Below are 13,903 nucleotides of genomic sequence, written 5' to 3'. Positions count from 1 at the left end.
CATTTTTATTTGGTTTCTTTTGATTGGTAGTATTTGTTTAAAAAATTAACAATAGAGTATCCAACTTCCCTGCCCAAATTTACAGGAACTGCATTGCCAATTTGCTTGTATTGCTGCGCTATAGAACCCTCAAAGTTCCAATCGTCAGGAAAAGTTTGGATCCTGGCATATTCACGAACAGTAAAAGGGCGGGTTTCTTCTGGATGGCAACGTTCCGTTTGTTTTTGGGCAGGGCTGCAAGTTAAAGTTAGGCAAGGCTCATCCCAACCAATCCTGCGGGCAATACCCGTTTTGCCACCACCGAGATAAAAACTTCCACCCATAAATTGTTTTTGAATATCCAAAGGCAAATCTCTCCAATACCCTTTTTGAGGCACTAAATCCAAGACTTCAATTTTGCTTTTAGGATATTTTGCACCTTCCGATTTTGGCACATTGCTTTCAAACAATTCGCCCTTTTTTAAGGCATCTTTTAGGTTGTATATTTTTTTGTAAGGCTTCGGGTATTCATATTTCAAATCAATATCTTTTCTAATGCCCACTAAAATCAAACGTTCCCTTTTTTGCGGAACTTTAAAATTAATAGCTTTTAAAACCTGAATTGGAACTACGTTATAACCAATTTCATCTAAAATTGAAATCATTCCTTGCAAAGTTTTTCCGTTTTCGTGGCTCAACAAACCACGAACATTTTCACCAATGCAAATTGGTGGATTTGCTTCCTTTACAACCCTTGCAAACTCATAAAAAAGTGTTCCTCTTGCATCAGCTAAACCTAATTTTTTACCTGCGTAACTAAATGCTTGACAAGGAAAACCACCAGTTACAACATCAACTTTATTATGATATTCCGAAAAGTCAAAGGCTTTTATATCACCTTCCAACACTTTCCAATTTGGGCGGTTTTTGCGTAAAGTTTGACACGCCCATTTATCAATTTCATTTAGGGCAACACATTTTAACCCAGCTTTTTCCATGCCAACAGCCAAGCCACCAGCACCTGCAAACAATTCCAAAACCCGATATTCATTTTCAGGTTCTGCAAAATTGAACACAGTTTTTTTTGTATCTTGACTTAGAAAATCGGAAAATAAAGTTTGGACTTCGGTTTTTTTATAGACACGGTAATTACTCATTGGCTCACGGACGGCAGACAATTTGCCTTCTCTATCCCAACGCCTTAGCGTTTCTTTGCTTTTGCCAATTAGTTCAGACGCTTCCGACAATGATAAATATTCACTCATAACCAAGTTATTTAACCTTATACAATGGTTACAAACTTACGGACAAAAAATCAATTGTGCAAGACCAAAGCGAGAAAAAAAACTACAGCTAATAACTAAGTTTTCGTCGCGTCCGAAGGACATGCAATGAAAACTTAGTTGAATGAAACCGGTGCAATTAGGCAGCAATTTCCTGCCCTTGTTGGTCTTCGCTCCATTCTTCGCCGTTGTTGTGTCTCCTACCAACAACGAACCGATGGCAGATTACTAGCTTATACCGTATGCCTTTTGGCAAATAAAGCAAATGCTTGCAATTTCTAAAAAACCTATCTTTGTGCCAGAAATGCACATTATACAAAATTATTTACAAGCTAATATATCGGCAGTTTCATCGTAGTTCTTTTTTTACTAATATTAAAATAGTTGTAGTGTCAAAATTGGTGTTGCGTTTATCACCCACAAATCACTCACTTTTTCTCACAAATCACTCATAAATCACGCACAAATCACTCAAAAAGTACGCACAAAACACGCACTAAACACTCACAATTATTTTCCTATATTGTTGATAATCAATGGTTTTACTGAGCGAAAGCGATTTTTCAAAAAACACAGAGTAGGAAAAAAGCCCGAAAAAAGGGAAAACTGAAACTATTTTAATAAAAACCCAGCTAAAATAGATATTATAAAAAATACACAAATGTTGTCGTTTTGTATTCTCATAGGTAGGTTGTTCAAAATCAGCGGTTCTTCTTCGTATAGTGTTCGGCTACTTACGCAAAAGTACATTTACTGTTTAGTAGTCTAGTCGCACCAATCTTTGTGTCCTTTAAGTGAAACGTTTTACCTACAAAGAAGCTTTCTTTGTGCTTCTTTGCGAAAAACTTTGTGTTCTTTGTGGTTAAACCTTCGCTTAAAACTTTACGAAGTCTTTAAAGTCTATTCTGAACAGCCTACCCATCAGGTTTTTGCATCCCAAGCTATCAAAATCCTTTTCCCTAAATTGCACTTCAATATGATGGATAAAATAGAAAAATTAAACGAATTTTTAAAAGCCACCCCGAATGACAATTTCCTGCGTCATGCCTTGGCATTGGAATACATTAAAATAGGGGAGGACCTAAAAGCAAGGGCTTTGTTTGAAGCCATACTTGCCGATAGCCCCGGCTATGTGGGCAGCTATTACCATTTGGCCAAGCTGCTGGAAAAACTGGAGGAAGCAACGCTTGCCATAACTTGGTACGAGAAAGGCATGGCAGCAGCCAAGCTGGCAAAAGACAACCATGCCTACAACGAGCTGCAAGCAGCTTATGAAGACTTGGTGTATTGATGTTTTGTTTTGCCACAAAGGCGCAAAGATAGAAAGAAGCACAAAGATGAAGAAAGGGATTTTTGCCTAATATATTTTTATCACATTTAAAACTTTGTGCCGCTTCGTGCCTTCGAGCCTTTGTGGCAAATAAACGATGACAAAAAATGCCAACAGGCTGTTTTATGCCGATACACTGCGGTTCATGTCTATTGTAGCTGTTGTATTGCTGCACAATACGGCCGACTACCACATTGGGTACAACGCCATGCTGCCTAGCAATTGGTGGGCAAACGTGATATACTATGGCATTTGCAGGTTTTGCGTGCCTATGTTCGTAATGCTAAGTGGCATGTTTTTGCTAAACCCTAAGAAGGAAGTAAACCTGCGGCAATTGTTTGCTGAGCGCATACCCAAGCTGCTGCTCCCACTGTTTTTCTGGAGCATGGTATATGTAGTGATAGATGTGTACAATACAGATGCAAAATGGGGCGGGTTTCATTTGGGTACAACCATTAACCAGTTTTTGCAAGGGCCGGTTATCTATCACTTCTGGTTTTTGTATATGATGGTGGGCATTTATTTAATTTACCCCATCCTTCACCTGTTTGTAAAAAGTGCCGAGCGAAAGCATGTTGAATATTACCTGCTGGTTTGGCTTATAGCAAATTGTTTGTTTGGTGTAGCCGAGGTTGCATTTGACTGGAAAATTGGCATAGAGCTAAAAGATTTTACTGGTTATGCAGGGTATTTTATACTAGGCTATTACTTAAACACTTATCCATTTTCCAAAAAAATAACAGCCTTATTGTATGGGTTGATGGTTGTTGGTTTCCTTTTGTCCGCAATCATATTTCCATGTATTTTTAAGGTTACCCATTTCAGCAACGGGCCAGAAATAATGGAAAGCGATACAACCATTGATGTAGTGATGATGGCCACAGGTCTTTTTGTATGGTTGAAAAACAAGGTATCGGCTTTGCCAGGAAAGGGTATCTTGTATAACATAATAAGCGAAGGCAGCAAGGAAAGCTATGCCCTGTATTTGGTGCATGTGATAGTGCTACATTCACTATTTGAAGGAGGTGCCCTGCTTGAAAGCCACTTTGCAAACCAGAGCGCATGGTACACTGTGCCCATAAGGGCAACAGGCACTTTGGTGCTATCGTACCTGTTGGTAAAGCTGGTACGCTTAGTGCCTTTTTTGAACAAAACGCTTGGTTAGAAAGGTAGTTTAAAATATATTTGTAATAGATTATTATCTAATGAATCAATAATACAACCTTAAAACTTTGTTCAACTAACTTTTATGAGAAATTTAAAACTAGTGCTACCATGTCTTTTTTTTATTTTATATGCCTCGTCTGGTTTTGCCCAAACGTATAAAAAAAAGGCAGGGAAGGCAGGTGTATCTGTTGGTTTTGGGCTAAGTAGCCTTACTGTGGAAAATAGCAATTGGAACAAGCAACCAATTAATTATAAAGATACCCTGAACAGCATATCGTCTAAAAGTAGTTTCATGTTGAACCTAGGGTTTAATTATTCAGTGAAAATTAGCAGTAAAATAGAATTTTTGCCTACATTTTACTTATCTATAACAGATTGCGGCAAATTGAGTTACAATAAAAAGGACAACACATCGGAAGAGATAAATTTTGAAGCAAGTAGCCTCTGCCTCAATGCGCCTTTTTTGTACAAGATTGGCAATAAGCATATCAAGCCTTATATTGTGGCTGGGCCTACTTTTCTTCATACATTGAACCAAAAGGAAGAAACCAAGGAAAAATTCAGGCTGTTCAATGTAGATATTTTGGGCACGGCTGGCATTGGTGTAGAAATACCTGCCAAGAGCGTAATTATTAAGCCGCAAATAACATTTTCAAAAGGGCTGGTTAATTTGAAGCCCGATAACATTAGTGGTTTTTACAGCAACCCAATTGCTGCCTTGCACAGGCAGAATATTTGCTTGAGTGTTTATTTTACCGATAAATAATTGGATGATGTAATCACCAAGCATTTTATTTTCATGCTTAAAAGGTTTGTTGGTACTCAACAAAGGAATATCTTTTTTTAGCCACAAATGCATAAAACACGAAGAAGCACAAAGAAAAAGAAAGCTAAAAGATCTTGATAACATAAACCTTCTTCTTCCCTTAAAACTTTGTGCCTCTTTGTGCCTTTGTGAAATATTAACCAAACTTACACTTGAGTAGTAACTTGTTTATTTGTGTATCCCTGTGATTAATAATTCATAACTAATAATTCATAATTACTTATACATGATTTCGTAGTACTCATCTGCCATGCGGTTGCTGTCAAACTTGATGCGCACATCGTCCATGCCATTTTGCACAATGCTTTTCCATGAGCCATTTTTATCGTAGTAGGCAGGCAAAATTTCGTGTTCCAGAATATCGTATAGCTTGTTCAAGTCATACTCATCCTGATCGTGTATGGTCATGTTTACATAGTCTGCTTTTGGCACTACAAAGCCATTTACGCCATGGTTTACAAACTCTGGTATCCAGCCATCGTCTGTGCTAAAGTTTACTGCCCCGTTCATAGCTGCCGTCATGCCGCTAGTGCCGCTAGCTTCCCTTGGTACTCTGGGGTTGTTTAGCCATATATCTGCGCATTCTTTAAGGCGCTTGCTTAGTGCTAGTTCATAACCAATCAAAACAGATACATTCTTGTATTTTTTGCTCAGGTAAACTAGGTTGTTGAAAGTGCCAATAGCTGGGTAATCGAATGGGTAAGGCTTGCCCGCCCAGATAATCTGTACAGGGTGTTGGGTATTGCTTAGCAAACGTTCAAAACGCTCCATGTCGTAAGTAAGCATGTCGGCACGCTTGTAGCCTGCAAAACGCCTGGCCCAAACAATGGTAAGCACATTTGGGTCAAATATTTTACCTGTTTGATCCGCCACTATCTCAAAAGCCCGTTTTTTTAGGTAATGCTTCCTCTCTTCAAAAGCGGTGTCGTCTTTTTCTTCTTTGGCCTTGTATAGTTTTTTGTCTGCCCAGTATTTCCAGTTTTGCGCATTGGTAATGGACGTAATCTCGCAGATGCCTTCGTATTTGCCCCACATTTCCCTCGATACATGCCCATGCAGTTCAGAAACGCCATTTGCTTTCCTTGCAAAACGCAATGCAACCAGCGAATGGTTCAGCAAATCGTCATTAGTGCCTGTAAGCCTGCGTACTTCATCTATGCTTAGCCCACAGAAATAACCCATTTTATGGCATAGGTAAATATCGTGCTTTTCGTTCCCAGCCTCTTCTGGGGTGTGGGTAGTAAATACCAAGTGTTCCTTTAGCGTATGCACGCTCCTGAATTTATTCAATAAATAAAATGCAGAGGAAATACCATGGGCTTCGTTTAAATGGTAAACGTCTGGGTTAAAGCCAATTTCGTCCATCAATTTTGCCCCGCCTACGCCTAGTAAAATAAACTGGGCAATTTTGGTAGCAGTGTTTGCATCGTACAAGCGGTGGCAGATGGTTTGTGAAACATAGTCGTTTTCAGGTATGTCGGTGCTTAATAAAAACAGCGGAGCAGATTCAAATGTTTCTGGTGCTAAGTACCAAGCTTTTATCCAAACCGGGGCATCATGTATCAGTATCTGGAACTTGATGCCTGTATCTTCCAAAAAAGAATTGTTTTTTTCAAGCCAAGCCGGTTGAAGGGTTTGGTCTTGGTTGCGTGTTTGGTCGTAATAACCATATTTCCACAAAATACCAATGCCCACCATGTTTTGCTTTAATTCATAAGCACTGCGCAAATGCGAGCCTGAAAGAAAGCCAAGGCCGCCACTGTATATTTTTAAAGGCTGGTGTATGGCAAACTCCATTGAAAAATAAGCTGCTTTTTTTGCATATTTTTCGTTTACCTCATAAGGAACCTGAAAATTTCTAAAGTTCATAAATTGTTTTTTAGTGAAATGCAGTTGCAAAATAAGGGGAATTATGCAATATGTATTTTTTACACATTGAATTATCATCCTTGCATAATAATGCCTCCTGTTTTAATTTGGTAAAGATGGCGAAACGTGATGGATATTTTCTTGATTTTGGTCAGCAATTTAGAAAAAAATAAAAATTTGCAATCTCTTTCAAATAGTTGAATCTCTTATCTTGCGGCTTAAACAAAATTTCATTTCATGCCATATCAACCAGCACCCGACCGTTACCAAAAAATGCCTTATAACCGTTGTGGGCGCAGCGGCGTGTTATTGCCCGCCATTTCGCTTGGTTTGTGGCAAAATTTTGGCGATGTAGATGCCGTTGCCAATTGTAAAAATATACTAAGGACTGCCTTCGATAATGGCATTACCCATTTTGACCTTGCCAATAACTACGGACCGCCCCCGGGCAGCGCAGAAACCAATTTTGGTAAAATATTGAAAGAAGATTTTGAAGGCTACCGTGATGAATTAATCATTTCATCAAAAGCTGGCTATACCATGTGGGATGGGCCTTATGGCGACTGGGGCAGTAAAAAATACCTTGTATCTAGCCTAGACCAAAGCCTAAAACGGATGCAGCTTAGCTATGTGGATATTTTTTACCACCACCGCCCCGATCCAGATACGCCTTTGGAAGAAACCATGCAGGTACTTGATTTGATTGTAAGGCAAGGGAAAGCACTCTATGCAGGCATATCCAATTACCCAGCTGAAATGGCTGCACAGGCATTTGCTATTTTGAAACAGCTTGGCACGCCTTGTTTAATACACCAGCCGAAGTATTCTATGTTTGAAAGATGGGTAGAAGGCGGCTTGCTAGACGTGTTGGAATCCAATGGTGTTGGTTGTATCCCTTTCTCGCCATTGGCACAAGGCTTATTGACCGACAAGTACCTGAATGGCATACCCGAAGGGGCAAGGGCTACACGAAACTTGTTTTTGAAAGAAACAGATATTACCCCCGACGTAATTGGGAAGATAAAAGCGTTGAACAGCTTGGCCGTTGCCCGTGGACAAACCCTAGCCCAAATGGCGCTTTCATGGATATTGAAAGACAAAAGGATAACCACTGTGCTGATAGGGGCAAGCAGGCCAGAACAAGTACTAAATTCAATAGCTTGTTTAGAAAATCCTCATTTTTCCACGGAAGAGTTGGGTAAGATAAATGAAATATTGGGATAGTGTTCTACGTTATTAGCAAGGTATTATTTTGCCACAAAGCTACGAAGACTCAAAGAGGCCTAAGAAGAAAAGAAAAAAAGTATTCCTTCCTTTCTTTTTTCCTTCTTCTTTAGTTAAAACTTTGTGCCTCTTTGTGTATTCGTGCCTTCGGGGCTAATTTTTTAAAATTGCACAAGTACCCATGAAAAACAAAACATTGTTGCTCGCTGGGATTATTTTAGTGAAGTTTATATTGCAATATGCACTTATCAACCCTGCTTACGATTTACAAAGGGACGAATACCTGCACCTAGACATGGCAAACCACCTGGCATGGGGCTATATTTCGGTGCCACCAATGACTTCCTGGATTTCCTGCATCATAAAACTATTGGGCAATGGGGTATTTTGGGTAAAATTTTTCCCTGCGCTTTTCGGTTCGCTTACACTATGGCTTGTATGGCAAACGATCAATATACTCAAAGGGGGGCTTTTTGCCTTGATGCTAAGTAGCATATCTATCCTGCTTGGCGTATTGCTTCGGGTAAACACATTGTACCAGCCCAATTCGCTTGATATTTTCTTTTGGACTCTTACCTACTTTACCATTGTAAAATATATCAGCACTGCCAATACCAAATGGTTACTGGCCTCGGGTATTGCCATTGGCTTGGGCTTATTAAGCAAGTACAACATCGCCTTTTTGGTTTTGGGCTTAATGCCAGCATTGTTGCTTACAGAACACAAGGCGTTATTCATCAACAAGCATTTTTACATGGCTATGGGCATTGCTTTGGCAATTGTATTGCCCAATATAATATGGCAATACCAAAACCATTTCCCCACCTGGGGCCAGTTGCAGGAATTAGCAGCAACCCAGCTTGTAAATGTGGATAGGTTTGTTTTTGTGAAAGACCAGTTTTTATATTTTGCCAATTCAATATTCCTCATAATTGCTGCTTTTCTAGCATTTTTCCGTTACCAGCCATTTAAAAAATACAAGTTTTTTTTCTGGGGCTATCTTTTTACCATCGCCTTATTTCTTTTTTGCAAGGCAAAAAGCTATTATGCCATAGGGCTATACCCCATGCTCATTGCTTTTGGGGCTGTGTATATAGAAATACTTTTAGCAGAAGGCTGGCTAAAGCACTTGCGAGGTGTTGCTTTTGTATTTGTCATAGGGCTATCTATCCCTTTCCTTGCCATAGCAATGCCCATACAAAGCCCTGCACAAATACAACAAAATAACCAGCGGTACAAAGTCCTAGGCCTATTGCGATGGGAGGATGGCAAAGACCATCCGATACCACAAGATTTTGCTGACATGACAGGGTGGAGCGAGTTAGCCCACGAAGTAGATGCTGCTTATAGCCAACTACCCAACAAAACAGGTACACTTGTACTCTGCGACAATTATGGCCAAGCTGGGGCCATTAATTATTATTCTAGTTTTAAACAAATTCATGCAGTATCTTTCGATGCGGATTATATCAACTGGATACCGCTTGATAAGCCTATACGGCACGTGATATTGATTAAATATAAAAATGACAAGGACAAAGAGAGGATTACAGAAAAACCATTGTTTAATACCGTATATAAAGCCTGGAGCAATGCCAACCCATATTCAAGGGAATATGGCACGAGTATTTATGTTTTAAAGAATGCAAGGATTAATATTAATAAAAGGATAGAAAAAGAAATTCCTGAACATGGTTTTTCAAAACAGTAGGGATTGTTCACGGCATAGGCACAATAGTACGCTTAAGGAAGAAAAAGAGAGGGAATATAGGTTCATCGTACTTAATGGATTGAACGGCTTTGTTTTCTTTTTTGCTCGCTTAAAACTATGTGTACTATATGCCTATGTGGTGAGTAATAACGTATCTTTAAGAATAAATTTTGTTTTTGAAATAAAATATTCGACTTTGCATTGCTTCAAATGATGATTGCAGAATATGATACCTAAAAATTTTTTCAAGTATATAGACATCAATTATTATTCATCCACGCCCAAATATCTTCAATTAGCAAATGCTATCGTAAAGGCCATTAAGGAAGGTAAACTGAATGAAGGCGATACCATGCCTTCTATCAATGAGCTTAGTTTTGAGTTTGAAATATCAAGGGACACTGCCGAGAAGGGCTACAGGCACCTAAAAAAAATAGGGGCACTTGGCTCTGTGCCGGGCAAGGGCTATTTTATAAAAGATGCGGAAATTGATAACCCATTGAAAATTTTAATGCTTTTCAACAAGCTAAGCCCACATAAGAAAATTATCTACGACACTTTCGTGGCCAATATTGGCGAAACGGCAGCTATTGACTTTTTTGTATATAACAACGATTTTACGTTCTTTAAAAAATTATTGTCATCTAGAATAGACCAATACACGCATTATGTGATGATGCCGCATTTTGGGGAAGCTGGGGAGAACGTGCATGAAATAATCAATACCGTGCCGAAAAACAAATTAGTAGTTATAGACAAATTAGTGCCAGGCATTACTGGCCGCTTTGCAGCCATTTACCAAAACTTTGAAAAAGACATTTACCATGCACTAGAGCAAGCATTGGAGCAGCTAGGCAGGTACCATACGCTAAAAATTGTTTCGCCAGAATATGCAAATTTCCCGAAGGAGCAAATAGTAGGGTTCCTCAATTTCTGCCATCAATATGCTTTTAATTATGTAGTTGTAAACCACCTGCACGACGAACCGATAAATGCCGGAGAAGTGTTTATAACACTTATGGAAAACGACTTGGTAGAACTGATTGAAAAAATATTGACCACCCCCTTGCAAGTTGGAAAAGATGTGGGGGTGATTTCGTACAACGAATCCGCAGTGAAAAAAGTAATCTTGAACGGTATTACTACTATTTCTACCGATTTTTACTTAATGGGCAAGCGCGCAGCTGAAATGATATTGGAAAAAACAATAGAACATGAGGAAATGCCTTTTTACCTAAGGTTGCGGTCTTCTTTGTAAAAGTGCTAAATGAACAAAAAAAGCCAATCCATAAATCACTATGCCAAAATCATTTTTTAATTGATAGGCATGTACATATCTAAAAAAATAAAACCCTGCTCCAATCATTAAGCAAATACTAGCAAATAAATACGACTGTTTTTTGCTAAACACGCCCTTTTTTGCAACCTCGCTTTTTATAAACAAAAAAATAGCCAAGGCTATCAATGTTATTTCTGCCACATGCAGCCCTTTCATATTTGGAATATAAAAATGTAAGAGCATTGCAGCCATAAAACATCCAAAAGCCACAACAAAGTAAGCAAGCCACAGCCATTTTTTCATTTTATTGGTTTTAAAATGATAGTAATTTATGGTAAAAAAGTAAGTAAATGAAAGATGATAAAAAAGAAGCTATAAAAGTTTTTCATTTATTTATTTAACCCTCACCCCAATACGACCTCACCCACGACTCTCTAAAGTGAGCGTAAGTGGGAACAAAGGCGGGGGGGGGGACAAGAACCTTTGCTCATTTTTTATAATATCTTTTCATTATTTTTTTTATTAAAATAGTTTCAGTTTTTGCCTATTTGCGGTCATTTTTTATGCTAATGTTTTTCAAAAATCGCACATTCTCTCATAAAACATTGATTTTCAATACTATTTTTATTTTTTTTTGAGTGTTTTATGCTTATTTTGTGCTTTTTTTTTGCGTGTTTTGTGCATATTTTATGCGTGTTTTGTGCGTATTTTTGCACATTTTTTGAGCATAAATGCGAGCCCTTTTTTTGGCAAAAACTACTATTTTAATATTAGTAAAAAAAGAACTGTGATTTAGTGTTTGGTAAAGGGTGGACTGTTCTGCACCATCCTTAATGCCAAATGCTGTACAAAGATAAACTAAATTTGTTAGCATTTTGGGGAAATGTTTTTTGCTTGGGTTATTGGTTGATGGGGTACTTACGGATAGGGACAATTATTGATTTTGCTAGGTGTAATTGCTTACAAAATAGCAGCAACTTTATATTTGGTTAGATTTCTCGTGCCTCGAAATGACGGTGAGAACGAAGCGAAAGGCACACACGCCACGGGAGTGCGGCAGCGACCGTTGATTATTAAAGGGCGTGCGATAGCGTGGAAGGTTTCCGAATATTACTTGGTAATAGTTCTTTCCATACGAAAAGAAAATGCCCTTAACCAAGGTAAAATCAGCTAAGGATTTGATTGAACCCTTTATGAATCAGGTCTCTTTATCCTTTGTATTTTTAACCAAGGCAATGCCAGCAAAAAAGAAAATGCCACCCAAAATGCCAGAAAATAAAATGGCTTTGAAATTCCTTTCGCCAGCACCACCATTCATAAAACTAATGCCTGCATAAATGAGCCCAATGATGCCCAGAATAGATAAAATAATGCCTAATACACGCTTTTCCATATGTTATTTTCAACAAGGTAGGCTATATAACCAGAAAGTGTTGCAACAACTGTGAATGATGTAACAAATAGCTGGAATTGTGTAAATTACTGCACTTACGCAAGTTTATACACCTAGCTCGGCCCTGCTAGTCGTAGAGTTCTTAGCATAAAACGCTCGGCATAGTCTCTGACTATGACGTCGTGTTTGCAAATCTCTGATTTGCTTTCCCGATACCCAAAAAGAAAATGTGTTGTTGAAGGAGATTTTGAAGCGATGAGGGTGGAAAATTAAAGAGAATACACTTATTTTTGGAGGGGAAGAAGAAGGTTGTATATATTTAAGAGTTAATGGCATTACTGTAAAAGCAGTCATATAAATCAAAAACAAAATGAAAATATATATATTTATTATTACACTGCTTCTTATACTTGAAAGCAAAATTACATCAGCCCAATTAGCAATAAGATCTTATACTACTGCAACTTCATCTGGTAACAACAATTTAATAACCATCTTTAAACCTTCAGGTTTAATAGTAGGAGATTTATTGTTTTTACAATGTGGGGCAAATGAATGTGGTTATTCCACTTGTAGCTCTCCAGGATGGAATTTAATTATTGAGAATAACTGGCCTTGTACAAATACGAATGGCTTTACACATTTAAGTTGTCTTTATAAAATTGCTGACTCAAACGATGTTGCAGCTACAGATTTTACTTTTACTATATCCGTTGGGCCACAAACACAACAAGCAATTTTACTTAGAATAGCAGGGCATGATTTAATAAATCCAATCGCAGCTTCAGCACAAGATTCTATTGCTGGTTCTAACCCTTCATTTAAAAATTCAGTTAAACCAGTTGTTGCAAATAGTTTATACTTAATGAGTGCTACTAATGGATTATTTGGGGTGTCAAACCCTACTATTGCTAATTCTAACCCAACTTGGAAGATATTATCACAAAATTCACTTCATAACTTATTTTATGCAATAAGGCCAGAAACTACTTCAACAGGGAATTCATCTTTTACTGCTAAAAATTCAAACTGGTTATGCCAAATGATAATTATTACACCTAAAGTTACTTTACCTGTACAAATATTTCAATATAACCTTTTGCAACAAGGAACTTCATTTGTTGAAAATAGTTGGAGTACTTCTACGGAATTAAATACTAACTATTTTAATATTCAAAGAAGTGCTAATAGCAAAGATTTTATAACTATTGGAAAAGTCATTGCTAAAAACAAGCCAAGCAGTTATACTTATAATGATTCATTAACAAAAATTGAAAGAGAAAAGCCAATACTTTATAGATTAGAAATTGTTGATAAGGACGGGACGAAAACTTATAGTGGAATAAAAGAAATAATACTAAAAAATCAGACACGGATTGGACAAATTGTTATATACCCTAACCCTGCAAAAGAAGTTACAAATATTTATTCAGAAAATGCCAAAGAAATTAAGATTATTAATTCTTTAGGTCAAACTATACAAGTGATAAGAAACCCAGTGAAAATTCAACCTATAAATGTTCAACATTTTGATAAAGGCTTATTTATAATAAGAATAGTAGGAAATGACAATGAGGTAAAAACCGAAAAGCTAATCGTAAATTAATATGTACACTTCGTGTGCCTAGCTAGCTCACGAGGCTAAATAATTAAGGGTTCCGCCCTTGTTGGTCTTCGCTCTATTCTTCGCCGTTGTTGTGTCCCAGCTAGTCGTAGAGTTCTTAGCATAAAACGCTCGGCATAGTCTCTGACTATGACGAGCGTTTGCAAATCTCTGATTTGCTTTCCCGATACCCAAAAAGAAAATGTGTTGTTGAGGGAGATTTTGAGGCGGTAGGAGGT

General features: G+C 37.9%; 11 protein-coding genes. 7 read left to right on the top strand and 4 right to left on the bottom strand.

Annotated features, from left to right (window positions below; genetic code table 11):
* Nucleotides 1–5: 5 nt before the first annotated feature.
* Nucleotides 6–1,244: a DNA (cytosine-5-)-methyltransferase gene (gene dcm, locus ACHFIY_RS16115; protein WP_410847145.1), complete on the bottom strand. Its 1,239-nt coding sequence runs from the start codon at nt 1,242–1,244 to the stop codon at nt 6–8.
* A 994-nt stretch (nt 1,245–2,238) separates the two neighbouring features.
* Here dcm and ACHFIY_RS16110 point away from each other — a divergent pair.
* From ACHFIY_RS16110 to ACHFIY_RS16100, 3 genes are all read left to right on the top strand, one after another.
* The gene (locus tag ACHFIY_RS16110) at nt 2,239–2,553 is read left to right on the top strand and encodes a hypothetical protein (protein WP_410847144.1); all 315 of its coding nucleotides are present in this window, start codon (nt 2,239–2,241) and stop codon (nt 2,551–2,553) included.
* Nucleotides 2,554–2,689: 136 nt separating this feature from the next.
* On the top strand, nt 2,690–3,757 hold the full coding sequence (locus tag ACHFIY_RS16105; protein WP_410847143.1) for an acyltransferase: 1,068 nt from the start codon (nt 2,690–2,692) through the stop codon (nt 3,755–3,757).
* An 84-nt stretch (nt 3,758–3,841) separates the two neighbouring features.
* Entirely contained in the window at nt 3,842–4,525 is a 684-nt protein-coding gene (locus tag ACHFIY_RS16100) for a hypothetical protein (protein ID WP_410847142.1), read from the top strand.
* A 276-nt stretch (nt 4,526–4,801) separates the two neighbouring features.
* Here ACHFIY_RS16100 and glgP read toward each other — a convergent pair whose 3' ends face one another.
* A complete protein-coding gene (gene glgP / locus ACHFIY_RS16095; RefSeq protein ID WP_410847141.1) occupies nt 4,802–6,454 on the bottom strand; it encodes an alpha-glucan family phosphorylase in 1,653 nt (550 codons plus the stop codon).
* A 237-nt stretch (nt 6,455–6,691) separates the two neighbouring features.
* Here glgP and ACHFIY_RS16090 point away from each other — a divergent pair, with 237 nt between their 5' ends.
* The 3 genes from ACHFIY_RS16090 to ACHFIY_RS16080 all read left to right on the top strand — a co-directional run bounded on the left by ACHFIY_RS16090 (nt 6,692) and on the right by ACHFIY_RS16080 (nt 10,647).
* Nucleotides 6,692–7,678: an aldo/keto reductase gene (locus ACHFIY_RS16090; protein WP_410847140.1), complete on the top strand. Its 987-nt coding sequence runs from the start codon at nt 6,692–6,694 to the stop codon at nt 7,676–7,678.
* A gap of 181 nt (nt 7,679–7,859) precedes the next feature.
* On the top strand, nt 7,860–9,389 hold the full coding sequence (locus tag ACHFIY_RS16085) for a glycosyltransferase family 39 protein (protein ID WP_410847139.1): 1,530 nt from the start codon (nt 7,860–7,862) through the stop codon (nt 9,387–9,389).
* Nucleotides 9,390–9,615: 226 nt separating this feature from the next.
* Nucleotides 9,616–10,647 carry a GntR family transcriptional regulator gene (locus tag ACHFIY_RS16080; RefSeq protein WP_410847138.1) on the top strand — a complete coding sequence of 344 codons (1,032 nt, stop codon included), beginning with the start codon at nt 9,616–9,618 and terminating at the stop codon, nt 10,645–10,647.
* On the opposite strand, the gene ACHFIY_RS16075 is transcribed toward ACHFIY_RS16080, so the two are convergent.
* Nucleotides 10,624–10,971: a hypothetical protein gene (locus ACHFIY_RS16075; protein ID WP_410847137.1), complete on the bottom strand. Its 348-nt coding sequence runs from the start codon at nt 10,969–10,971 to the stop codon at nt 10,624–10,626. The two genes, ACHFIY_RS16080 and ACHFIY_RS16075, sit on opposite strands and share 24 nt — an antisense overlap.
* Before the next feature lie 895 nt (nt 10,972–11,866).
* Nucleotides 11,867–12,061 (bottom strand): hypothetical protein, encoded by a 195-nt coding sequence (locus ACHFIY_RS16070; RefSeq protein WP_410847136.1) that lies wholly within the window; start codon nt 12,059–12,061, stop codon nt 11,867–11,869.
* 370 nt (nt 12,062–12,431) lie between these two features.
* On the opposite strand from ACHFIY_RS16070, the gene ACHFIY_RS16065 reads away from it, so the two are divergent.
* Nucleotides 12,432–13,667: a T9SS type A sorting domain-containing protein gene (locus ACHFIY_RS16065; RefSeq protein ID WP_410847135.1), complete on the top strand. Its 1,236-nt coding sequence runs from the start codon at nt 12,432–12,434 to the stop codon at nt 13,665–13,667.
* The last annotated feature ends 236 nt before the right edge of the window (nt 13,668–13,903 follow it).

It is taken from the genome of Parasediminibacterium schistidii (assembly GCF_046546515.1).
In the GTDB taxonomy this organism is placed as follows: Bacteria; Bacteroidota; Bacteroidia; order Chitinophagales; family Chitinophagaceae; genus Parasediminibacterium.
This window is presented reverse-complemented; position numbering and strand designations above follow the sequence as displayed.

Excerpts from the sequence above, each read along its gene's own strand:
- dcm (WP_410847145.1), bottom strand. The coding sequence starts at position 1,244 with ATGAGTGAATATTTATCATTGTCGGAAGCGTCTGAACTAATTGGCAAA.
- ACHFIY_RS16110 (WP_410847144.1), top strand. The coding sequence starts at position 2,239 with ATGATGGATAAAATAGAAAAATTAAACGAATTTTTAAAAGCCACCCCG.
- ACHFIY_RS16105 (WP_410847143.1), top strand. The coding sequence starts at position 2,690 with ATGACAAAAAATGCCAACAGGCTGTTTTATGCCGATACACTGCGGTTC.
- ACHFIY_RS16100 (WP_410847142.1), top strand. The coding sequence starts at position 3,842 with ATGAGAAATTTAAAACTAGTGCTACCATGTCTTTTTTTTATTTTATAT.
- glgP (WP_410847141.1), bottom strand. The coding sequence starts at position 6,454 with ATGAACTTTAGAAATTTTCAGGTTCCTTATGAGGTAAACGAAAAATAT.
- ACHFIY_RS16090 (WP_410847140.1), top strand. The coding sequence starts at position 6,692 with ATGCCATATCAACCAGCACCCGACCGTTACCAAAAAATGCCTTATAAC.
- ACHFIY_RS16085 (WP_410847139.1), top strand. The coding sequence starts at position 7,860 with ATGAAAAACAAAACATTGTTGCTCGCTGGGATTATTTTAGTGAAGTTT.
- ACHFIY_RS16080 (WP_410847138.1), top strand. The coding sequence starts at position 9,616 with ATGATACCTAAAAATTTTTTCAAGTATATAGACATCAATTATTATTCA.
- ACHFIY_RS16075 (WP_410847137.1), bottom strand. The coding sequence starts at position 10,971 with ATGAAAAAATGGCTGTGGCTTGCTTACTTTGTTGTGGCTTTTGGATGT.
- ACHFIY_RS16070 (WP_410847136.1), bottom strand. The coding sequence starts at position 12,061 with ATGGAAAAGCGTGTATTAGGCATTATTTTATCTATTCTGGGCATCATT.
- ACHFIY_RS16065 (WP_410847135.1), top strand. The coding sequence starts at position 12,432 with ATGAAAATATATATATTTATTATTACACTGCTTCTTATACTTGAAAGC.